Source organism: Pedobacter paludis (assembly GCF_003173575.1).
GTDB classification, from domain to species: domain Bacteria; phylum Bacteroidota; class Bacteroidia; order Sphingobacteriales; family Sphingobacteriaceae; genus Pedobacter; species Pedobacter paludis.
This window is the reverse complement of the sequence record NZ_QGNY01000001.1, coordinates 54,009-75,573: the sequence shown is the minus strand read 5'-3', so window position 1 is coordinate 75,573 and position 21,565 is coordinate 54,009. Positions and strand designations below refer to the sequence as shown.

Sequence of the window (21,565 nt, the reverse complement as noted above, 5' to 3'; positions counted from 1 at the left end):
AAATGATCACTTTTACGCAAGGTATTATTACATAATCGCATTTGCAAATCAAGTTGTTTTAAAATAATCTGAAATTAGCTCAATCCTAAATAATTTCTGATAATTTTGCGCCTATGTTAGAAGCAAAACCCAAAGCATTTCTTTTCGATTTAAATGGAACTATGGTAAACGATATGGTTTTTCATAACCATGCGTGGCACTTAATTTTAACCAAAGATTTAGGTGCAAATATTAGTTTTGAAGCCGTTAAAAAAGAAATGTACGGTAAAAATCAAGATTTGTTAGAACGTGTATTTGGTGTTGGTCATTTCTCTCAAGAACAAATCGATCAGATTTCTATTGAAAAAGAGCATCGATATCAAGCTGCTTATAAAAAGCATTTAGCACTTATTGCAGGTCTCGGCGATTTCCTTGAAAAAGCCAAACAATCTGGAATTTCAATGGCGATTGGTTCTGCGGCTATTCCCTTTAACATCAACTTTGTGTTGGATAACCTAAATATAAGAAATTACTTTAAGGCCATTGTGAGTGCTGAGGATGTTGTGAACAGCAAACCAGACCCTGAAACTTTTACTAAAGGTGCCGACACATTAGGCATTCCTTATAACCAGTGTATTGTTTTTGAAGATGCGCCAAAAGGTGTTGAAGCTGCCAAAAATGCAGGAATGAAATGCGTAGTACTCACCACAATGCATACCGCAGACGAGTTTAGTGCTTACGATAATGTTTTCGCCTTTGTAGAAGATTACACAGATCCTATTTTAAACGACTTATTTTTATAAAAAAACGGCATGTGTTACACAGGCCGTTTTTTATAATCAGTTAAGGCGTAAAATCCCCTTTGCAACTAGTTACTAAATTTATAAATTGAACTTGTTTTATAAACCTGTCCAGGTTTTAAAATCGTGCTTGGAAAACTTGGCTGATTTGGAGAATCAGGAAAGTGTTGGGTTTCCATTGCAAATGCAGTTCTAAAATCATCCTTCGCTCCTGTTTTAAACGTATTTTTGCTTTGCATAAAGTTTCCACTATAAAACTGTAATCCAGGTTCCTGAGTATAAATATCCATTACAATACCAGATTTATCGCCTTTTACGGTTGCTGCATGAAACATATTCATTGCTTTTGTTTTATTTAAAACATAGTTATGATCATAACCTTTACCAAAAGTTAATTGTTCATTTTTATCATTAACGCGAGCACCAATGGTGGTTGCTTTAGTAAAATCAAAAGGAGTTCCTGCAACTTTTTCAATTTTTCCCGATGGAATTAAAGAAGAATCAACAGGTGTATATTCATCAGCATAAATCTGTACTTCATGATTTAAGATTTCTCCACTACCATCGCCATTTAAGTTAAAGAAAGCGTGATTTGTTAAGTTAACCGGTGTTGCTTTATCGGTTTTAGCCTCATAATCCATTTTCAGTTCATTATCATCCGTTAATGTATAGGTTACTTTAACATCCAAATTGCCTGGGAAATTTTCATCACCGTCTTTTGATAAATAATGAAGTTCCAAAGTATGATCGTTAACTTGTTTGGCATCCCAAACTACATACTGATAACCTTTTTTACCACCATGAAGCGTATTCTGACCGTTGTTTGTAAAAAGAGCATACGTTTTACCATCTAAAGTAAACTTACCCTTCGCAATGCGATTTCCATATCTTCCAATAGTTGCTCCAAAATATGGCTCGGTTGATTTTTCGTAATCATTTACACTTTTAAAGCCAACCACCACATCAACCAGTTTGCCTTCCTTATTTGGGATAAGTAAGCTCACCAAGCGACCTCCGTAATTTGTAAAAATGGCTTCTGCATTATTTTTATTTTTTAATGTATAAAGCGCTGTTTGCTTTCCGTCAATTTCTTTTTTAAACGAATCTGCAACTAATTTTACAACGGCTACAGAATCATTTTTAAGGCTATCGCCCGATGATGTTTTTTTTGTTTCGGACTGGCAAGATGCAAATCCAATTGCAGCAACTGCTGCCAGGCTTGTTAATGATTTCAAATTCATAGAACTGATATTTGGGTTAGATTTTTGAATTAAGTTTTTAAATATAATTATAAAGATTTATAAAGCAAATAAATCGATTTAGGGATAGGCATAGTGCAGAATATATCTCAAATTATTATAAGATTCATCAATCTTTAAAACTTAACGCTTTATTCCTTTAATGCTAATTCGCTCATATTTGAAGTCAACAACATCAATATCGTTGCCTTATACCTATAAATTGATAGCTAAAAATTAACGAATTGTGATTAATATTGTGCCGATCAGCACTAAAAAAAATGAATAGACAAATTTCAGATACCCGCTACGAAAGCATGGTTTATCGTCGATGTGGAAATAGCGGCATAAAACTTCCGGCAATATCATTAGGCTTATGGCATAACTTTGGGCACGTAAATGTTTATGAAAACAGTAAAGATTTAATCTACACTGCTTTTAACAATGGAATAACGCATTTTGACTTAGCGAATAACTATGGTCCGCCCCCAGGATCTGCCGAAGAGGTATTTGGAAAAATATTAAAAGAGGATTTTAAAAACCATCGTGATGAAATGATTATTTCAAGCAAGGCTGGTTATACCATGTGGGATGGCCCCTATGGCGATTGGGGCTCTAAAAAATATTTGGTTTCCAGCTTGGATCAAAGTTTAAAAAGGATGAAGCTGGATTATGTAGATATCTTTTATCATCATCGTCCTGATCCCGAAACGCCATTGGAAGAAACCATGAATGCATTAAGTTTGATCGTACAGCAAGGAAAAGCACTTTACGTTGGAATTTCAAATTATCAGGCTGCAGAAGCCGATAAAGCAATTAAAATCTTAAAAGATAACGGCACGCCATGTCTCATTCACCAGCCCAAATATTCTATGTTTGAGCGATGGGTAGAAAATGGGTTAATGGATGTTTTAAGCAATAATGGTGTTGGCTGTATACCATTTTCGCCTTTAGCCCAAGGATTGTTAACCGATAAATATTTGCATGGAATTCCTGCCGATTCGAGAGTTGCAACTAGTGGCGTATTTTTAAACGAGCGTAATATTACGCCTGCTAAGATTGAGGTAATTTCTAAACTTAATGATGTTGCAAAATCTCGCAATCAAAAATTGGCACATATGGCGTTATCTTGGATCTTAAAAGATGAGCGAGTAACTTCTGTACTTATCGGTGCGAGTAAGCCAGAGCAAATAACAGATTCTATCAAAGCATTAGATAATATCGAATTTAGCGAAAGTGAGCTTAGAGTAATCGATGAAATACTAAAATCGGTTTAATATATTTTTTAATCTGCCCAAAGTAATTCATCACCTTTTTTTGAATTGCTTTGGGCTTCTTGTGGCGCTTACCAATAAAAACATTTGTATCGAAACTAAAAAGCCGTTTAATCGTTTAAGTTTTAAATCCTTTTAAATTCTTAAACACCTATGGCAAGAGCCAATAATTCTATCTACAGCGCATTGGCCGCCAATCTTCTTATTGCAGTAACTAAATTTATAGCTGGCGCTTTTACCAACAGTTCATCTATGATTGCTGAAGGTATTCATTCTACCGTTGATACAAGTAACCAATTGTTATTATTGTATGGATTAAAAAGGAGTTTAAAGCCTGCAGATAAACACCGTCCGTTTGGTTATGGAAAAGAACTTTATTTTTGGTCGTTCATAGTTTCCATCATGATTTTCGGGCTTGGAGGCGTACTTTCAATTGCGCAAGGAATTGAACACATACGACATCCTGAAATTTTAAAAAACCCAGGCTGGAATTATATTGTTTTGGCACTCTCTTTTATTTTTGAAGGCGCATCATTAATCATCGCCATTAAAGAATTTAATAAAACCAGAAAAGGAATTGCGTGGTGGAAAGCCATAATTAAGAGTAAAGATCCATCAGGTTTTTTAGTTCTTTTTGAAGATGGTGCCGCAGTTTTAGGCTTGCTAATTGTTTTCATTTTAATGGTATTAAGTCACAACTACAACATGCCATTTTTAGATGGCTTGGCATCGGTTTTGGTTGGGGTACTTTTAATTTTTGTTTCCTTTATTTTAGCTAGGGAAAGTAGAAGTTTGCTAATGGGTGAAGGTTTAACTCCAGAAACCCAAAAGAAAATAAAGGTTATCATCGAAAACGATGAGGATGTAATAGAACTGAAAAACATTCTTTCTATGTATCAGTCCCCTCGTGAAGTTCTATTGATATTGGTGCTAACTTTTAAACCGGAACTGGATACCGAAGATTTAACGATGGCAATTGATCGTTTACGAGAAAAAGTGAAGCGAGAATATGATGTAATTAAATTTGTAATCATTCAACCACAATCTATTAAACGCATAAATGATAAATAAGATGCTAAACCCGCACCTTATTTATCAAACTGTTATTTATATTATTTGGAGAACAATTTTACCCCTCGTATGCCCCTTTTCACTTTCTATATGTGCGCTTCTTGCCTGAGTGAAAGGAAGCACCTTTTCAATTATGGGTTTAACTTTTCCATTATCGATTAACTTTGCAATTTCTGCTAACTGTGCTGGGATGGATTTTGCAGTAAAACCTTCTATATGAACTCCTTTAGCTTTTGCTTCTTCTTGGAACTCTGGCATCAGCGTAGTAATTATTCTTCCGCCTTTTTTTAATATAGATATAGATTTTTGTTGAGTTTCTCCACCTATGGTATCAAAAACTAAGTCAATATCTTTTAATAGCGTTTCAAAATCTTCCATTGCATAATCAATTGCTTCGTCTGCGCCTAATTTTTTAATAAAATCTAAATTGTAGCTTGAAGCAGTTCCAATTACATAAGCACCTTTGGCCTTCGCAAACTGTACGGCAAAACTTCCAACACCGCCAGCCGCTGCATGGATTAATACTTTTTGTCCATCTTTAAGCAAACCGTGGTCAAATAAACCTTGCCAAGCAGTTAAGCCAGCTAATGGCACAGCTGCGGCTTCGCTATGTCCGATACTATTAGGCTTTAAGTTTATTTGATTGGCCTTTACAACAATATATTCTGCATAAGCACCATTTCTGGTAGGATCTGGCCGACCGTAAACTTCATCTCCAACTTTAAAATTTTTAACAGAATCCCCAAGTGTTTCAATGGTTCCAGATACGTCCCAACCTAATGTTAGTGGAAGTTTAGATGGAAATTTTTCTTTCCGCTGTCCTTCTCTTATTTTCCAATCTACCGGGTTTACACTGGTTGCAAAAACTTTTATAAGTACCTCGTCTGATGCCGGTTTAGGAATTTCTATATCATCAATAGATAAAACTTCCGGACCTCCAAAATCATGAATTCGTATTGCTTTCATATTTTTTAAATTTATATCGTGCATAATCAATTAATCAAAATGAGGAAAAACGTATTCTTTACCTTCCTCATAAAAGATTAATTGTTTTAGCAAAACAACAAATGGCAACAAAAAATTGTGTTAAAGAATATAAATGAAATGCGAAGACATTTCATTGAAAGAGCAAAAGAGGCTAAACTAACGGAATTGTAAAATGAAATTTGGAGCCCTTTCCATAAATACTCTCAGCCCAAATTTCTCCTTGGTGCCTTCTAACAATTTCGGCGCTGAGGTACAAACCAATTCCAAATCCAGAAATGGTTTTAGTTTGATTATTATTAATTCTATAATAGCGATCGAAAAGCTTATCGAGGTGTTGCTCTTCTATACCAATTCCCTCATCCTCAATACTTACATGGGCCAAATTGCCAATAACTTCAGATTGAACGTTTATTGTTTTACCTTTTTCAGAATATTTTATGGCATTACTCATTAGGTTAGAGATGACCGCTCCAATTTTGTCTCTATCAGCATGAATAATTTTAGCATCACAGCATTCAAAATTTATTATATAAACAGAATCGGTAAGTCTACTTTCATCTACAACATCCTTTAGCAATTCTTCTAAATCAAAATTGGTTTTTATCAGATGAATTTTACCTGATTCTAATCTTGAAACATTTAAAAAGCTATTAATCATCGTACTCATTTTACGAATCTGCTTCTGAATTTTATCTAACGTAATCGATGTAAATTCATCTGTACCATTTCTACTTTTGGTTTGCAAAAGTTGAGTGTAAGCGCTCATAGAAGTTATAGGCGTTTTAAGTTCGTGACTAACCATGCTTATAAAATCATTTTTGCGCTGCTCATCCTGTTTTTGCTCGGTAATATCCATTACAACGCCAGAAAGTGTATTTATGATGCCGTTCTCGTCTTTCACCATTTTACCAAAAGATCGAACCCAGATAATCTGACCATCGCTTAGTCGCTTTACGGTGTAAGACATATCACAGTGCCCCAAACTTTGAATGGTTTCATTAATTTGTTTTGATACTTTTTCCCGATAATTTTCTGTTACCAAATTTAAGTTTGTTTCAAAATCGTATTCATCATCCAAATTAAGCCCATATATCTGTTTTAATATGGGTGACATTTTTAATTTATTGGTCGTAGTGTTTAATTTCCAAGTTCCGATATTCCCAGCTTCCAAAGCTAGTTGAAGCATTTCTTCGGCACGCTCAACGGTTTTTCTTGAATTTACCTGCTCTGTGATTACAATAGCAGATAACATAATGCTGTTCACAAAACCGGCTTGATTTCTTAAAGGCTGATAAATAAAGTTGGAATAGACCTCCTCAACTTTACCGTTTTTTTCGATCAGCGCCTTTATTTCATTTCCGTAATAAGCTTCTCCGGTTAAATAAACCTGATTTAAAATATCAATAAATTCCTGCCCTACAAGTTCTGGAACCGCTTCTACCAATGTTTTTCCAATAATTGAATCGGTTTTGCCCCAAGCTTCTAAAACTTTTTTATTTGCAGATTCGATTAACAATTCCTTTCCCGAAAAAACAGCAATAGCGATTGGAGCATCTGCCAGCATATATCTAATTCTGGCCTCACTGTTTACGAGCTCTAAAGTTCTTTTTTGAACTCTGGATTCGAGTTCTGTATTTAATTGACTTAGATTTTCTTGAGATAAGCTGAGTTTTTGATTTAGATGCTCGAGCGTAAAGTTAGCTTCTTGCAGTTCTTCATTTAAACTTTGCTCTCGTTCTAGAGCTTCTTTTTGAAACAAAGCTAGTTCTATCGCTTGCTGACCAAGTACTTTTTCTGTAACGTCTGATGCGGTATGCAATATGCAATAGGGCGTACCAGTTTCATCTTTTATTGCTCGGTATTCGTAACTGTAATAAGAAATTTTAAGTTCACCATTTATCATGGTTTCGGCAGGAACGGCCTCTCCCGAGTCTGTAATTCCGGTTTGAAGAACTTTCTTTAACATCCCGATAAAAGGCTGACCTTTAAGTTCGGGAACAGCTTCTTCCAACGGACGACCGATGATTGTTCTATCCTTCCCCCAAAAACTGATCATGGCATCATTAGCCATCTCTATAACAATGTTTTCCGAAGTATAAATTGCCGTTGCATCTTTCGAAAGTGCAAGAACTTGCAAAAGTTGGTCGTTACTAAGTTTTCGGCTTTCGGTGTTCATTAAATGATTTTAGCTTATTTACCGTTGCGTACTATTCGGTACTGTAAACTACACCCAAAGCCTCGAAATGTTTTGATTTTGAAAACGAAAGTTTTAGCGCAATTAAATTGAGCCTATTTTTTTGAGTTTTTGCTTTAATATTCCGGCTGCTTTTGTATATCCACCTTCTGATCCATCTACAAAATGAATGTGATCATCCTCCAAATCACGCACATAACAAGACATTACAGATTCTTTACTCACAAATAGCGCATATAAAATATCCTTATTGCTTTCCATATGGTCTAATGCTTCCTGCAATAAGTTTCTTTGCTTTTCTGTACCCGTAATGATGGTGTTTATACGACCGTCTATAACTAGGGTATCAGACATTTCGACTAATTTTTTAAGGTAATTTTTGCCGCTATCTGTCCGAAAATAAATGTATCCGTAAAGATTTATAAACCAACTCTTTACCAGTTCTAAAAAATTAATTTTTCCAATCCTGCTCTTCATCTCCTTTCCTAAATTATTAAAGCTTGTTTTAAAAATAAGTTTTGGAATCGAAATCGGTTGTCGTTTTTCGGGTAAGCCATAAATCTTATCCATGTGATTAATTACCTTGCTAAAAACTTGCGCTTGTTTATTACAATCTTGCGCAATTACAATTAAGCTAACCACTTCTTCACTGTATTCTGGTGGTGCTATTTTATCCCACCTACATTGCATTCCACTTAAATCCAGTTCCTGATTTTCGGTATCGGGATCTGTAGCTAAATAATCATCTCCCTTTATAATTTTTTCAGCATAATTTAAGCCGTTTCCCAAAACAATGGGGATAGAAAAATTTTCGGTACTGCTAAACTTGCAAATTTTTAATTGGTGGCCATCTTCATAAATTTCTTTCACTGAGATAATTCCGGTGCGCAATTCTAAATTAAAATTGGTAAGTGTATTTACCCGATATAATGATAAGGCGCTCATCGCTGAATCGACAATAGAAGGTGGAATTATAAAAGTAGCACCATCTCCACCAAAGAAAAAAGGCACAGAAATATTGGCTTTAAAGGCAATATTTAATAACGTTACAATGCTTCCTGTAGCGATGAGATTAACGTTTTCATGCAATCCTGCCAATACTGCATTGGTCGAACTTTTAATATCAGTAATGACAACAAACCAATCATCTGGGATATTTTCAAACAACTTATTCTCTAACAAAAGTTTGCTAAGCGACATTTTATTTGTGGGGAGATTAGAATAAAAATGCGAATCACTGTTTGACGACATAGGTTAAATTCTGTTGTTTAATCTAATATACGTAAACCAATAGAATGTGTATTCAAGAGGAAACAAATCTGATATTTATTATTATTTAGAATAATTAAAAATAATTTGCTTTACTGAAGCAGAATTACTTCCTTTGCGCCAACTAAGAATTAATCTAAATAAGATGTATAAAAAAATTACCCTATTCTTTAATTTCGTGGTGCTTATTTTCCTTTTTGTTGGAAATGTACAGGGGCAAAGTAAAAACGGTTCAGTTTCCGGAACAATCAAAACAAGTGATGGTAATCCCGCCTCATTCGTTAGTGTTGGTTTAAAAAACACATCAAAGACAACCCAGACAGACGAAAAAGGAAACTTTTTAATTAAAAATGTAAATCCTGGGTCTTATACCATTAAAATTTCCGCCGTTGGTGTATCTGTTCAAGAAAAACAAATCACAGTTACGGCAAATCAAGTTTCAGAAGTTGCCTTTACAACTGCCGAATCTTCCTCTCAGTTAGATGAGGTTGCAGTTAATGGTTATAGAACACCCAACAAAAAACCGGTAAATTTGGGCAAAATTGCAATAGCACCAAAAGATTTGCCTCAATCTGTACAGGTGATAAACAATCAAATTATTACCGACCAGCAAGCTTTGCGTTTGAGTGATGTGTTGGCAAACGTTAACGGTGTTGCATATTCAGAAAACCGTGGATCGGTAAGTGGCGAAACATTTGTTGCCAGAGGTTATAGTCTTGGAGGCAATAACGTTTTCAAAAATGGTGCCCGCACAAGTACAGGAGGAATGCCAGAGGTGAGCACACTAGAATCTGTTGAAGTTTTAAAAGGTAGTGCAGCGTTATTATATGGTGGTGTTACCGGCGGTGCAGTTATTAACATGGTGACCAAAAAACCTAAGTTTGAATATGGTGGCGAAGTATCTATGAGAGTTGGCAGTTATGATTTATATAAACCAACCTTAGATTTATATGGTCCTATTTCAAAAAAACTTGCTTTCAGGGTTATTGGAACATACGAAAATGCAGGAAGTTTTAGAGATCAAGTTAAATCTGAAAGACTTTACATCAACCCATCGTTGCTATATAAAATTAATGAAAATACCGATTTCCTATTACAAGGAGATTATTTAAAAAGTGATTTCACTCCTGATTTCGGTATTGGTACAATTGCAAATTCGATACCTGATATAGGAATAAATTCGTACGTAAATGCTCCTTGGGCTTATAACAAAACCAATACATCGACTACACAACTAAGCTTTAACCATAAGTTTAATGAAAACTGGAAGTTGAATGTTATTGCTTCTGGTCAAGCCTATAACAGAAATTACTTTAGTGCCGAACGTCCTTTTGCTGCAGCAAACGCAATAGCACTTCGTAACGTAACTCGTTCAAAAACCAAAGAGTTTACCTATAATGAACAAATAAACTTAAATGGAAAGTTTAAAACCGGAAGCATTGGCCACACGGTATTGGTAGGTATTGATGCTGATCAATCTAGAACTACAACTTTGGGAAACTGGACTTATAATGGTGCTGCCACCTTCAATTATGGAAGTGTTAATTTGTTAGATCCATCTACATATTATGGTTCAGGAATTGAACCTATCGCAACTTCAACCTCTTCAACATTTTCTCCAATTTTTAGAATGGGTGCATTTGTACAGGATTTAGTTAGCATTACTGAGAAATTTAAAGTTTTAGCTGGAGTTAGGTGGACATTCCAAAAAACACCTTCGATATTTACAACTTCTACAGCCACTGGAGTTAAAACGCCTAGTACAACTGCGGATAAAATTGACAAGGCCTATTCTCCTAAATTTGGATTGATCTACGAACCGATTAAAACGACTTCAATTTACGTAAGTTACGCGAGTAATTTTACTTCGAATACAGGAACGGATATTTACTTGAATCCAATGAGACCATCAATTATTGATCAGTACGAAGCTGGTGTAAAAAACGATTTTCTCGATGGAAAACTATCAGCAAATGTAACTGTATATAGAATTCAGAACAGCAACTTTGCCCAAACGGCATTATTTAAGGCAGATGGAACTGCAAACGCCGACGCAACGATTAAAGAATTTACAGGTGAAACTAAAAGTGATGGTCTGGAATTAGATTTAACCGGAACAATTTTACCTGGCTTGAATTTCCTAGCAGGTTATAGCTACAATTTTTACAGATACACTTCTACATTGCCTACAGGTGCGGTTGAAGGCCAGCGTTTAATCGGCACAACCAAAAACAAAGCAAATGCAACCATATTTTATACTTTCCAGGATGGGGCTGTAAAGGGCTTGAAGTTAGGCACAACTATATTGTATACAGGTACTCGTAATGGCGGTTATATTGATACAAAAGTTCAAACGGCGAGTCGTTTAATTCCATTAACCCCATTTACAACAGTTGATTTCACTGCTGGTTATACCTGGAAAAAATTATCTCTTTTAGCTAAGGTATCGAACCTAACAAATGAATTGAACTATTTTGTACACGAGAACTATAGCGTAAATCCAATTGCGCCTCGTCAATTTGTAACAACTGTTTCTTACAAATTCTAAATCAGAATTTTGATAGCAAAAGAAAGCCGAATCAGTTATGATTCGGCTTTCTTTATTTAAGGGTTTTTAGTTGGCATCGTAGATAATAACTTTATCAAAATACACTTTAAATTCATCTAAAAATGCCTTGTGTAGTGGATGAACCTGATAAACATCGTGTGCAGCCAAATCTTCGAAAAACAAAATTAAGCTAAAGGTATAGCTTGTATCTACAACTGCTCGCTCAATTGGTGCTGGTGTTCCAACGTGGAATGTTTTAACAACTTCTATATTTTCAAGTGTTTCTAAACTCTTACAAAAAGCAATTTTTTGATCTTCAGTGGTATCGGCTTTAAGCCAAAATAAAACGTGGTGGGATATCATCTTTATATTTTTTTCAAATATAATAATTGATCACAACTTTGATAATTCTTAACCGAAAACACTTTTTGCCTTACCAATTGCCTTTTTCAAATCAATACCTTTTCCCAATACCCCTTTAAATAAGTCACCTTCCACCTTTAAACGATTTATTGCGTTGAAAATATTAAAATCTTTCATTTGCAAACCTTTTTTTACCTCATCCCAATGCAAGGGCATAGATACCGTTGCGCCAACTTTTGGTCTTAGGGAATATGGACCTGCAATGGTTGCTCCTGGCCTGTTTTGCAAAAAATCCAAATACATTTTTCCTTTTCTAGAAGAAATCATCCTTTCCAAAGAAGTATATTCAGGAATTTGGTCATGCACTAAATTTACCACTATTTTGGCAAACATTTGACTCTGATCATAGGTGTATTTTGCATTTAATGGAATGTAAATATGCATTCCTGTAGAACCCGATGTTTTGCAAAAACAAGGAACATCTATAGCATCTAAAACTTTTTTTACTTCAAGTGCTGCCTCCACTACCTGATCGAAAGTATTTTTATCAGGATCCAAATCAATTACACAATAATCGGGATTATCGGGGTTTTGAATCCGGCTAAACCAAGGGTTTACTTCTATACAGCCCAAACTTGCCATCCACATTAAGGTGGCTTCATCGGTTCCCACTAAATACTCCTTTTTTTCTCCATCGCCGGTCTCATATGGAAAAGTTTTAACCCAGTCTGGCGATTTTCCCTTAACATCTTTTTGATAAAAGCTTGGGCCATGAATGCCATTTGGAAAACGATTTAAGGATTGTGGACGATCTTTTAAATAAGGTAAAATATATTCGGCAACTTGATAATAGTAATTAAACATATCCCTTTTCGTTACTTTATCTTCAGGCCAGTAAATTTTGCTCAAATTGGTAAATTTAAGTTCGTGGCCTTTAATTTTCCTAACCTGTGTTTCGTCTTTCGGATTTAGTAGTGTTTTTGGTTCTTTACCTTTTGGTGGGCTTATGGCGCTATCGTGCTTGTTTTCCTTTTTATCTTTATCCTCTACAATTTCATCGGTCGATTTTTCCTCTTCTCGAACAACGTCTTTAGCTTTTTTATCTTCCCTCATACCTTGAAATGAAGGATGCCGAAACACGCCATCATCCGTAACTTCGGTAAAGGCAACTTCGCAAACCAATTCGGGCTTAAGCCAAGTAGCCTTTGCTTTAGGAGGATTTGGCCTGAATCTGGAAGGTTTATTTACATCAGGAATCTCATCAAAGGGGCTTTTGTTTACGATTAGGGGTGTAAACTGTTTCATCATTTCTCGTTGAGTTTTATCAGAAAAACCTGTTCCAACTTTACCAACGTATTGTAATTTTCCTTTTTCGTAAACGCCAAGTAACAGCGAACTAAACGATTTAGATGTATCTTCATTTTTCGTAAAGCCTGCAATTACAACTTCTTGTCTTTTATGGACCTTAATTTTAAGCCAGTCTTTGGATCTGCGATCTGGAACATAGGTACTATTGGTTTTTTTTGCAATGATTCCTTCCAACCCCATTTTTTGTGCTGCTGCAAAAAAATCTATCCCACTTGCCTTAAAAACCTTACCGAGCCTAACCCTGTCATCATCGTTTGGCAAAACATCGTTTAAAATTGCTTGGCGATCTGATAATGGCATTTCCGTTAAGTTTTTCCCTTCATACCAAAGGATATCAAATACGTAAAAAACCAATTCTCCATCTGCTTCACTCCTCCAGTTTTGTAATGCGCCAAAATTAGATACACCCTTCTCATTAAGCACTAAAATTTCACCATCTAAAACGGCCTTTAATTTCCACTTTTGAAGTAAATCGTATATGGGATAAAATTTTTCGTTAAAAGATTTATTGTTGCGGGAAAACAGATCTACTTTTCCTTTATTGATAAAGGCCAAAGCCCGATAACCATCCCATTTTACTTCGTATTGCCAATTTGGATCATCAAAAGGTTCATCAACCAATGTTGCCAGCATAGGTTTGATGCCCTCTGGCATTGCCGATTTGGGTGCATTTTTTAAAAGAATTTTAGGATCAGTTTCTGCTTCTTCTCCAACGGTTTTGGCCTCGATTTTAGTTTTGTTTATTGGCTTTTTTTTTTCAGGTTTTAACTTTTCTTCATGTCCTTCCTTCCAAACCGTTTCTGAAGTTTTTTCCATCTTTTCAATCGTCTTTCCCGATAGAACAGATTTATCTTCTTTGGTAATGTCTTTGGTTGAGGCAAAATCATCCTTATGCTTAATTAAGAGCCAGCCATTTTCGCCCATTCCATGTGTTTTAACTAAAGCAAATTCGCCATTCAGTTTTTCGCCATGGAGTTTAATTTTTAACGAACCCTCTTTAAGCTGATGAATTAAGTGCTTTTCTTGCGCTTTTTTTCCTTTAATTTCTTCGATAGGTTCGTAGGTGCCCTCATCCCAAACAATCACAGTACCACCACCATACTCACCCTGTGGAATAATGCCTTCAAAATTTCTATAATCAAATGGATGATCTTCTACCATCATGGCTAAACGCTTGTTTTTGGGATCGAGGGATGGTCCTTTGGGAACCGCCCAACTTTTTAAAACGCCACGCATTTCGAGTCTAAAATCATAGTGTAAGCGAGATGCATCGTGTTTCTGGACTACAAACATCAATTTTTCACTGTCCTTACTTTTACCTGATTTTGGTTCTGCCGTTTTAGAGAAGTCTCTCTTTGCTACATATTTTTCCAGACTCATAATTAAAAATTTACTTTGTTAGATACTTTTCTACATCTACAACAGAAGTGCCAACCGTTTGAACTGCCGCCCTGAGCTTATCTTTGCTTACGCCAAACTTATTTGACCAATAATCTACCTCATAACTTTCGTTGATGTTGATTCTAGCTCGATCAGCACCACCTTTTTTTGATTTATCATCCATAACATATTGATTAGATGCATTTAAAACAGTAATCAATCAAAAAAAGTTTTTAAATATCATTGGCGGTCGCATCGTTTTCTAAGGCAGAACCACCCGTACTTTCATCGGTATCAAAATCCTGACCATCTAAATTTGTACCTTCTTTACTGTAATCTTTACCCTCGAGTGTACCTACAGAATCGTTATCTTCTGATTGATCTTGATCTTCGTTCTGTGAACCGCCAAAATTTGTAGCATCTACATTTCCTTCGAAAGCACGCTCTAAACTGTTTTCATTTTCCTTGTCTCTTGGATCTATATTCTGATTTTCCATGATTCATTTTAATTTGAGGGCAAAACATCTTGCTTTATAGTAAGCATTAAAACACAGTAAAAGTTTACAATATTTTGGTTTTTCTCTACAAACCAACAGGTAAAATTTTGTGTTATCCTAATAACCAATATATAAACCGATGAGATATCAAGAAACTTTGATGGGCCAAAAAAACGAGCTTATCGATATTGCCGATGAAAAGGACCGCAATTACTGGGCTGCCAGACTCGGCGTTAGCAGTGAAAGACTAAAATCTGCCGTAAGGGCTATTCGAAATCTGGAACTTATTAAAATTAAGGAATATTTAAGTACAACGAAGGCTGTCCATAAACTAGTCCATTAATTTAAACCTTAATATTTTAATATGAATACTAAAATCAAAGAAAAAACACCTAATGCCGAAGTTCCTACTAAAGCGATATCGGATTGTAGCCATTTAATTGATTTACCAGCTACAGACCATCAATTCTTCGTTAATAAGAACGAAGGAAATCTTTCGATCAAAAAAGAAATTAGAATTTTAAGTGTTTTTCATCCAAAAAATGGATTATATAATTTGTTGTAGAATGTATTTACTTTATCAGATTGGTATATAAGCTATTTATAGATGCTTGAATTAAATCGCAATATCCTTTCGAATAAATTGGATTACAGCCATTGGTGATTACAACAATTCCATATTTTTCTTTGGGATCAAAAAACATAGCGCTATATAATCCATATGCAGATCCGGTGTGACCTTTTAGGGTTAATCCGGGTATTAAATCATTTACACTCCTCATTGCCATTGCGTAGCCCTCTTCTTCTGAAATCTTGGTCTGCATGAGTTTTGCATGTTTTTTAGACATAATTTTAACACCGTTGTAATTACCATAGTTCATGTGCATCGTCATGTATTTGGCTAGGTCTGTTGCAGAAATTTTCATGCCACCTGTTGGCGAAAAAATAGGCGTAGAATAACCCATTACATAATTTTTTATCTCTTCTCTTCTGGGCGCATAGGCTGTTGGTGCCGGGGTAAAAGTTTTGGTATCGTTATGATACTCATACAGCGTTACAAATTTGGCTGAGTCTAAAGAGTCAACACAATAACCTGCGTATAATCCCATTGGTTTTAACAAGTGATTCTTAACATAATTATCGAAACGTTCGCCAGAAATTTTTTCGATTACCGTACCAATTAAATTGAAGTTTAAATTGCAGTATTCATAACCCTTTCCAGGTTCATAACTGTTGTAACATTTAGCCCAATCGGGATTTTTATCAGGGTTGATTACATCTAATTTTAAATATCCCTGGCTATCATTTAAGCTAGACCGATGCGAAAGCATCATTTTTAAGGTAATAACTGTTTCTGGAAATTTAGGGTTGCGAACTTTGAAACCCACTAGATTACTAAAATCATCATCGAGCGAAAGTTTTCCAGCCTCAACCAATTGCATAATCGATGTAGCTGAAAACGATTTTGAAATAGATGCAATCCTAAAAATATCCTGATCAGTTAAAGGAATATTGTTTTCAACGTTTTTTAATCCAAATGAATGCGTGTAGATGATTTTATTTTGTTTTACTACAGCCACCGAAACACCGATTCCACTGTATTTTTGCATAATTTCCTTAATTTCTGTTTCTGCTTTATCAATTTGTGCAAAACCGGTAATTGAGCAGGAAATAAGAATGCAAACGCAAACTATAAATTTTGAAAATATAAATCGATTCATAACATTAAGGATAAAGCTTAAATATATGGATTGAAAATAAAATTCAAAATTTCGCTTTAACGTTGTTACAAAGTTTACTTCGCATCATTTACCTCTAACCAATGTCCATCAAGATCTTTAAAATAGATTTGCTTAACTCCATCTACCCTTAAAGTTATTCCACCTGCATCTCCAGCCCAATTTTCAAATTTTATGTCGGCTAATTTTAACTTTTTAACAAAGGCATCAACAGATTCAACACTGAAGCACAGATGTTCATTTTTATCAAACATTCGACGAGCTACAGCGCCCTGAATAAGATGCAGTTGTCCTGCCTGACCTAAGCTAAACCAAGTATGTTTTCCATCGCGAAAAGGTTCTGGAATTTTTTCCAATTCGAAAACCTGTTCGTAAAAAGCACTTGCCTTATTTAAATCGAACACATAAAGTGCAATATGATTGAGAATAGATTTAGGTTTAGTCATTTTTTCCTGAGCTAAAGTTTTTTTTATCGGAATAAAGAATGTTAAAAGGATAATTACGATGTATTTCATGATTGGATTAATTAGGATTCAACAATTTTATTGAAATGAGGATGAAAGATACTAAAAGCGCATTATAATGATTACTTATCCACATAGAATATCCACAAAAACACATTTGAAGCGGGTTAATGAATTAAATTTAAAAAATGTTTACAACATCAAAGAATAGGCATTTTTAATTTTAAAACAGATTTATTAATTTAGTGGTGCAAAATTGATGCGACTGAATTTAAGAGAGACAGTAAGCAAATCCTCATGTGATTGAAGCATTAGCAACAATTGCGTTGGGCCTGGAATACCTGCTAATAAAGAAGTGATTTATCGATAGGATACAACATTTTTTTGTAGTCGCATCAATTTTCAATTTTTGCTCCCTGCAGAAATTCAGCAACTGAAATTCCCTTATATTTTTTGTATGTGGCATTAAAGGCAGAAACTCTCCCACAGCCTAATGATTCAGATATTTCTGCAATAGAATAATCACTATTTATTAATAATTCTTCGGCTTCTCTAACCAATCTTTCTTTAATAATGGTGAGTAAATTTTTGCCAAGGATACTCTCCAAAAAATTGTTTAATTTCTTGGTAGACATGCCCATGCCTTCGGTATAAAATCCAGTAGTTCTTTCTGATCTAAAATATTGCTCTAAAATTGCCCTAAAGCGAAGTAATTGTTGCATTTCATCAGGCGTAAGCACTTTGAGCATTACATCTAAGCCCGATGCGTATCCAAGAAAAAGATAAATATATTGAGAAAGTAGGGAAATATCTTTTTTCAATTTAATGTCTTTTTTAAGCTGTTCGATTAGGTTGACCATTTTGATCAGCTTATTTTGATCAAGGTCCTTATAAGACAATGTGAGGAAAAGATTTTTTGCCTGCGGATCTGGGTGTTGTTGCAAAAATTCTATAAATAGATAACTCGTAAAGCTTAACCAATAGGCAGATTTTATGTTTGCTTCGAGCCTGATTATGCCTTCTTCAGGGATAAAAAAAACCCGTCCTGGCCGCAACTCATAATCGCCAGAGTTCATACACAAAAAGCCCGATGCCTCTTTAATTATAAGCACCCGCATAGGAAAGTAGGCATCTAGACCACGTTCTCGTTTGTACAGCCCACTAATATTCTCAAGCTGTATCATAATTAAATCTGTTTACCCATTACGCTTTGAAAATAGTAAATTGGTTTCAAATTAGACGATTTAGCATTAAAATGGTTACAATATATTTAAATCAGTACCAATTATTTATTAAATATATTGAATTTTAAATTTAATTAAACTAAAAAAAGGCAAAATTTATTAGATTTTGCCTTTTTATTAATACATTTTTATTATTGTTTTGGAGCTTGCTCAGGCGCTTTACCAATCAATTCCATAAATTGATCTAGCTTAGGTGTAATGATAATTTGCGTACGTCTGTTTTTAGCTTTACCTGCCGGCGTGCTATTATCCGCAATTGGATTGTACTCTCCTCTACCACCTGCTGTTAATCTTTTAGGGTCTACCGCATATTTGTTTTGTAAGGTTTGAACTACCGATGATGCCCTTAAAGCACTTAAATCCCAGTTGTTTCGAATATTGGTTTGAGCAATTGGAATATTATCGGTATTACCTTCAATTAGTACATCGTAGCCTTCGTAGTCTTTAATTATCTTGGCAATTTTGCTTAATGTTTCACCGGCTTTATCGGAGATTTCGTAGCTGCCAGATTTGTATAACATGTTATCAGAAAGCGAAATATAAACTACGCCCTTAAGAACCTGAACATCAACATCTCCCAATTCTTCTCTACTTAATGATCGGGTAAGGTTGTTGGTTAACACCATATTAAGCGAATCGCTTTTGTTTTTTGCATTAATTAACTGCTTAATGTATTTATTAGATGAATTGATCTCATCTACCAACTTGGAAATGTTAACATTGCCTTGATTGCTTGAACTTAAGCACTTGTTTAAAGCATCTTGCAAGGCAACAACATTTGCTTTTTCTGATGTAATTTGTTCTTCTAAACTTTTAACCCGGCTATTTGCGCCAGTTAATTCTCTTTGACTGTCTTGATATTTATTACTCAACTCTTGGTTTCTTTCTCGAAGTTGAGCATAAGTGGTTTGCAATTCAGCATATTTTTTGTTGCTTACACAACCTGCTATCAAGATGATAGAAAAGAGCACTATTGGGATTGATTTGTACATTTTCATAATCTTATTTTTGTTTAAAGACTATAGCGTAACAAAATTGATGCCTTTAAGTTTTAAAGCTTACAACTATTGGGCATAAAAAAAGCCTTAATTAAAAAATTAAGGCTTTCAAACTGGTTTAGAGATCACTTTTTATTAATTGTAATGCCTTCCCAAATATCTGTTCTAAAAGGTGATGCTGGCAAATTAGATCCATTTGTTAGGTTATTTGCCGGGTTGTTTTCCCAAGCATACCTAACCGAAACGGGGTTAGGAACCTGATCATTACTTACTATAATTTCATTACCTTGAATTACTGCCTTTGCCCAATAAAATTTCTTGTCGGCTCCTGCTATGGCAAAACCTTTAAGTTCTTTTCCATCAGCAGATTTTAATCCATCAGAATAATCGAATGTTAATTTTATCTGATTGCCATCTATCTTTTGCGAGCGATAAAGAGGTCCAGAAAAGCTAACTTTTTGCTTGTATGTATTTGCATCGGCAATTAGCCCCAATCTCCTACCAACTTCTTGTTTGTTCTTCGGATGGATGTCTTTATCATCTCCAATATCAATAATCGTTGCCATGCCCGTATTTGGTAATGAAAGCGTTTTCAGCTGTGCCTCTCTTAGCTCAGCCCATGCAGATTCTGCTGGCTGACTTTCTCTCTGCATAAAGTTAGCGAGCTGAACATAATAGAATGGAAAATCTCCTTGTCCGAATTTATTGCGCCAATCTTTAATCATGATCGGGAAAAGTTCTCGGTATTGGTAAGCCCTATCAGCATTACTTTCTCCTTGATACCAGATTGCGCCTTTAATAGAGTACTGTAAAAAAGGATGTATCATTGCATTATACAAAACCGTTGGGCGGTTAGGATTATTATCCGATGCTGGTGCTGGTGCTATATCTTTAAAGTTTAGGCCTACTTTATATTTCCAATCTCCAGCTAACGAAATCTTTTCGTTAGTGGCATTTATCAAATTAATATCTTTTGCATCTCCATACAAACCTCCACCTCCTCCACTGTCAAATACTCTAACAGTGATGGTGTTTTCTCCAACTTTAAGTACATTCTTAGGGAGAGCATATTTTCTCCCGATATTAAAACCTTGAGTTTCGCCAACTTTTATTCCGTTAACCCAAGTCACGTCGTTATCATCAATTACGCCCAAATTAAGCTTAATATCTTTACCGATCCAGCTTTCAGGTACATTAACTTTTTTGGTAAACCACACAATTCCATCCAAATCTTTTAATCCGGCATCTTCCCAAATCGTAGGCAATTGCATATTTTGCCAAGCCGAAGCATCTGTTAATGCCCAGGTTTTTCCCGCTTGAGATCCTAAATCTTTATCTGCCACCAATTTTAACCAATTTTGGAGTTTTTGCTCGTATGGAACTGCTGGAGCGGTTTTTGAAGAGGCCTCGATTTTCTCTACTGCCGAAGCAAAATCAGGCATTTTCTTAAGTGATTGGCCACTTGTCCACGCCTCGGCAATTGTTCCTCCCCAAGAAGTATGAATTAAACCAATTGGAATTTTTGTTTTGTTGTAAACCTCCCGGGCAAAGAAATAAGCTGTAGATGAAAATTCTGCAATATATTGAGGATTACAGGGTTGCCAGCCTCCATTTTGAACCTTAGCATTATCTAAAGGTGTATTGCTCGTAACATGATCTGCCTGCAACAATCTAATGTTTGGATAATTTGCATCAGCTATTTCCTTTTCGTAATTCTGAATTCTGCCCCATCCTGCCAATGGCATCTCCATATTCGATTGACCTGAGCAAATCCATACATCTCCGATTAAAATATTATTTAATTTAACCTCTTCTCCATCAGATACTGTCAAGGTATATGGTCCTCCGAAAGACGGTGTTGTAACTTTAAGTTTCCAATTTCCACTTGCATCTGTTGTGGTATTATATTGTTTCGAATTCCAAGAGGTTGTGACTGTAATTTTTTTACCAGCACCGGCCCAGCCCCAGATTGAAGCATTCGTTTTTTGTTGCAAAACCATGTTATCACTAAAAACAGATGGTAAAACTACTTTTGCCTCTACCAATTGATGGCTACAAATAAAAATAGCAAGATAGGCGAATAAACGGTATTTAAAACTGCTCATAGATATGTTTAATGATGATTAGAAATGCTAATTTACATTTTCTAAAT

General features: G+C 35.2%; 19 protein-coding genes. 6 read left to right on the top strand and 13 right to left on the bottom strand.

Annotated features, from left to right (window positions below):
• Nucleotides 1-113: 113 nt before the first annotated feature.
• Nucleotides 114-782 (top strand): HAD family hydrolase, encoded by a 669-nt coding sequence (locus tag DF947_RS00340; RefSeq protein WP_109927713.1) that lies wholly within the window; start codon nt 114-116, stop codon nt 780-782.
• Between the two features lie 65 nt (nt 783-847).
• On the opposite strand, the gene DF947_RS00335 is transcribed toward DF947_RS00340, so the two are convergent.
• Entirely contained in the window at nt 848-2,020 is a 1,173-nt protein-coding gene (locus DF947_RS00335; RefSeq protein WP_109927712.1) for an aldose epimerase family protein, read from the bottom strand.
• A gap of 278 nt (nt 2,021-2,298) precedes the next feature.
• Between DF947_RS00335 and mgrA the strand changes: the two genes are divergently transcribed.
• Nucleotides 2,299-3,294: an L-glyceraldehyde 3-phosphate reductase gene (gene mgrA / locus DF947_RS00330; RefSeq protein ID WP_109927711.1), complete on the top strand. Its 996-nt coding sequence runs from the start codon at nt 2,299-2,301 to the stop codon at nt 3,292-3,294.
• A 150-nt stretch (nt 3,295-3,444) separates the two neighbouring features.
• Nucleotides 3,445-4,362, top strand: coding sequence for a cation diffusion facilitator family transporter (locus DF947_RS00325; protein WP_109927710.1), 918 nt, complete (start codon nt 3,445-3,447; stop codon nt 4,360-4,362).
• A gap of 36 nt (nt 4,363-4,398) precedes the next feature.
• Here the strand turns inward: DF947_RS00325 and DF947_RS00320 are convergent, their stop codons facing one another.
• The 3 genes from DF947_RS00320 to DF947_RS00310 form a co-directional block, all read right to left on the bottom strand.
• Nucleotides 4,399-5,328, bottom strand: coding sequence for an NADP-dependent oxidoreductase (locus DF947_RS00320; RefSeq protein WP_109928459.1), 930 nt, complete (start codon nt 5,326-5,328; stop codon nt 4,399-4,401).
• Between the two features lie 172 nt (nt 5,329-5,500).
• A complete protein-coding gene (locus tag DF947_RS00315) occupies nt 5,501-7,525 on the bottom strand; it encodes an ATP-binding protein (protein ID WP_109927709.1) in 2,025 nt (674 codons plus the stop codon).
• A gap of 102 nt (nt 7,526-7,627) precedes the next feature.
• Nucleotides 7,628-8,794 (bottom strand): DUF3095 domain-containing protein, encoded by a 1,167-nt coding sequence (locus DF947_RS00310; protein ID WP_109927708.1) that lies wholly within the window; start codon nt 8,792-8,794, stop codon nt 7,628-7,630.
• 163 nt (nt 8,795-8,957) lie between these two features.
• Between DF947_RS00310 and DF947_RS00305 the strand changes: the two genes are divergently transcribed.
• Entirely contained in the window at nt 8,958-11,360 is a 2,403-nt protein-coding gene (locus DF947_RS00305) for a TonB-dependent receptor (protein WP_109927707.1), read from the top strand.
• 66 nt (nt 11,361-11,426) lie between these two features.
• Here the strand turns inward: DF947_RS00305 and DF947_RS00300 are convergent, their stop codons facing one another.
• Genes DF947_RS00300 through DF947_RS00285 form a run of 4 tightly spaced genes read right to left on the bottom strand, consistent with a single transcriptional unit; the run spans nt 11,427 to nt 14,968 of the window.
• Nucleotides 11,427-11,723 carry a Dabb family protein gene (locus tag DF947_RS00300; protein ID WP_109927706.1) on the bottom strand — a complete coding sequence of 99 codons (297 nt, stop codon included), beginning with the start codon at nt 11,721-11,723 and terminating at the stop codon, nt 11,427-11,429.
• A 48-nt stretch (nt 11,724-11,771) separates the two neighbouring features.
• Complete coding sequence (ligD, locus tag DF947_RS00295) at nt 11,772-14,471, bottom strand: DNA ligase D (RefSeq protein WP_109927705.1); 2,700 nt, start codon at nt 14,469-14,471, stop codon at nt 11,772-11,774.
• Nucleotides 14,472-14,481: 10 nt separating this feature from the next.
• Entirely contained in the window at nt 14,482-14,655 is a 174-nt protein-coding gene (locus DF947_RS00290; RefSeq protein ID WP_109928458.1) for a DUF3606 domain-containing protein, read from the bottom strand.
• Nucleotides 14,656-14,704: 49 nt separating this feature from the next.
• On the bottom strand, nt 14,705-14,968 hold the full coding sequence (locus DF947_RS00285) for a hypothetical protein (protein ID WP_109927704.1): 264 nt from the start codon (nt 14,966-14,968) through the stop codon (nt 14,705-14,707).
• A gap of 139 nt (nt 14,969-15,107) precedes the next feature.
• Here DF947_RS00285 and DF947_RS00280 point away from each other — a divergent pair, with 139 nt between their 5' ends.
• Entirely contained in the window at nt 15,108-15,311 is a 204-nt protein-coding gene (locus DF947_RS00280) for a DUF3606 domain-containing protein (protein ID WP_109927703.1), read from the top strand.
• A 21-nt stretch (nt 15,312-15,332) separates the two neighbouring features.
• Nucleotides 15,333-15,533, top strand: a complete 201-nt coding sequence (locus DF947_RS00275) for a hypothetical protein (protein ID WP_109927702.1) — start codon at nt 15,333-15,335, stop codon at nt 15,531-15,533.
• 7 nt (nt 15,534-15,540) lie between these two features.
• On the opposite strand, the gene DF947_RS00270 is transcribed toward DF947_RS00275, so the two are convergent.
• From DF947_RS00270 to DF947_RS00250, 5 genes are all read right to left on the bottom strand, one after another.
• A complete protein-coding gene (locus DF947_RS00270) occupies nt 15,541-16,689 on the bottom strand; it encodes a serine hydrolase domain-containing protein (RefSeq protein ID WP_109927701.1) in 1,149 nt (382 codons plus the stop codon).
• 74 nt (nt 16,690-16,763) lie between these two features.
• On the bottom strand, nt 16,764-17,222 hold the full coding sequence (locus DF947_RS00265; RefSeq protein WP_240615284.1) for a VOC family protein: 459 nt from the start codon (nt 17,220-17,222) through the stop codon (nt 16,764-16,766).
• A gap of 344 nt (nt 17,223-17,566) precedes the next feature.
• Entirely contained in the window at nt 17,567-18,355 is a 789-nt protein-coding gene (locus DF947_RS00260; RefSeq protein ID WP_109927700.1) for a helix-turn-helix domain-containing protein, read from the bottom strand.
• Between the two features lie 191 nt (nt 18,356-18,546).
• Nucleotides 18,547-19,413, bottom strand: a complete 867-nt coding sequence (locus tag DF947_RS00255; protein WP_109927699.1) for an OmpA family protein — start codon at nt 19,411-19,413, stop codon at nt 18,547-18,549.
• 125 nt (nt 19,414-19,538) lie between these two features.
• The gene (locus tag DF947_RS00250; protein WP_109927698.1) at nt 19,539-21,518 is read right to left on the bottom strand and encodes a sialate O-acetylesterase; all 1,980 of its coding nucleotides are present in this window, start codon (nt 21,516-21,518) and stop codon (nt 19,539-19,541) included.
• Nucleotides 21,519-21,565: the final 47 nt, after the last annotated feature.

Excerpts from the sequence above, each read along its gene's own strand:
- DF947_RS00275 (WP_109927702.1), top strand. The coding sequence starts at position 15,333 with ATGAATACTAAAATCAAAGAAAAAACACCTAATGCCGAAGTTCCTACT.
- DF947_RS00310 (WP_109927708.1), bottom strand. The coding sequence starts at position 8,794 with ATGTCGTCAAACAGTGATTCGCATTTTTATTCTAATCTCCCCACAAAT.
- DF947_RS00325 (WP_109927710.1), top strand. The coding sequence starts at position 3,445 with ATGGCAAGAGCCAATAATTCTATCTACAGCGCATTGGCCGCCAATCTT.
- ligD (WP_109927705.1), bottom strand. The coding sequence starts at position 14,471 with ATGAGTCTGGAAAAATATGTAGCAAAGAGAGACTTCTCTAAAACGGCA.
- DF947_RS00340 (WP_109927713.1), top strand. The coding sequence starts at position 114 with ATGTTAGAAGCAAAACCCAAAGCATTTCTTTTCGATTTAAATGGAACT.
- DF947_RS00270 (WP_109927701.1), bottom strand. The coding sequence starts at position 16,689 with ATGAATCGATTTATATTTTCAAAATTTATAGTTTGCGTTTGCATTCTT.
- DF947_RS00290 (WP_109928458.1), bottom strand. The coding sequence starts at position 14,655 with ATGGATGATAAATCAAAAAAAGGTGGTGCTGATCGAGCTAGAATCAAC.
- DF947_RS00320 (WP_109928459.1), bottom strand. The coding sequence starts at position 5,328 with ATGAAAGCAATACGAATTCATGATTTTGGAGGTCCGGAAGTTTTATCT.
- DF947_RS00250 (WP_109927698.1), bottom strand. The coding sequence starts at position 21,518 with ATGAGCAGTTTTAAATACCGTTTATTCGCCTATCTTGCTATTTTTATT.
- DF947_RS00305 (WP_109927707.1), top strand. The coding sequence starts at position 8,958 with ATGTATAAAAAAATTACCCTATTCTTTAATTTCGTGGTGCTTATTTTC.
- DF947_RS00280 (WP_109927703.1), top strand. The coding sequence starts at position 15,108 with ATGAGATATCAAGAAACTTTGATGGGCCAAAAAAACGAGCTTATCGAT.
- DF947_RS00335 (WP_109927712.1), bottom strand. The coding sequence starts at position 2,020 with ATGAATTTGAAATCATTAACAAGCCTGGCAGCAGTTGCTGCAATTGGA.
- mgrA (WP_109927711.1), top strand. The coding sequence starts at position 2,299 with ATGAATAGACAAATTTCAGATACCCGCTACGAAAGCATGGTTTATCGT.
- DF947_RS00255 (WP_109927699.1), bottom strand. The coding sequence starts at position 19,413 with ATGAAAATGTACAAATCAATCCCAATAGTGCTCTTTTCTATCATCTTG.
- DF947_RS00300 (WP_109927706.1), bottom strand. The coding sequence starts at position 11,723 with ATGATATCCCACCACGTTTTATTTTGGCTTAAAGCCGATACCACTGAA.
- DF947_RS00315 (WP_109927709.1), bottom strand. The coding sequence starts at position 7,525 with ATGAACACCGAAAGCCGAAAACTTAGTAACGACCAACTTTTGCAAGTT.
- DF947_RS00260 (WP_109927700.1), bottom strand. The coding sequence starts at position 18,355 with ATGATACAGCTTGAGAATATTAGTGGGCTGTACAAACGAGAACGTGGT.
- DF947_RS00285 (WP_109927704.1), bottom strand. The coding sequence starts at position 14,968 with ATGGAAAATCAGAATATAGATCCAAGAGACAAGGAAAATGAAAACAGT.
- DF947_RS00265 (WP_240615284.1), bottom strand. The coding sequence starts at position 17,222 with ATGAAATACATCGTAATTATCCTTTTAACATTCTTTATTCCGATAAAA.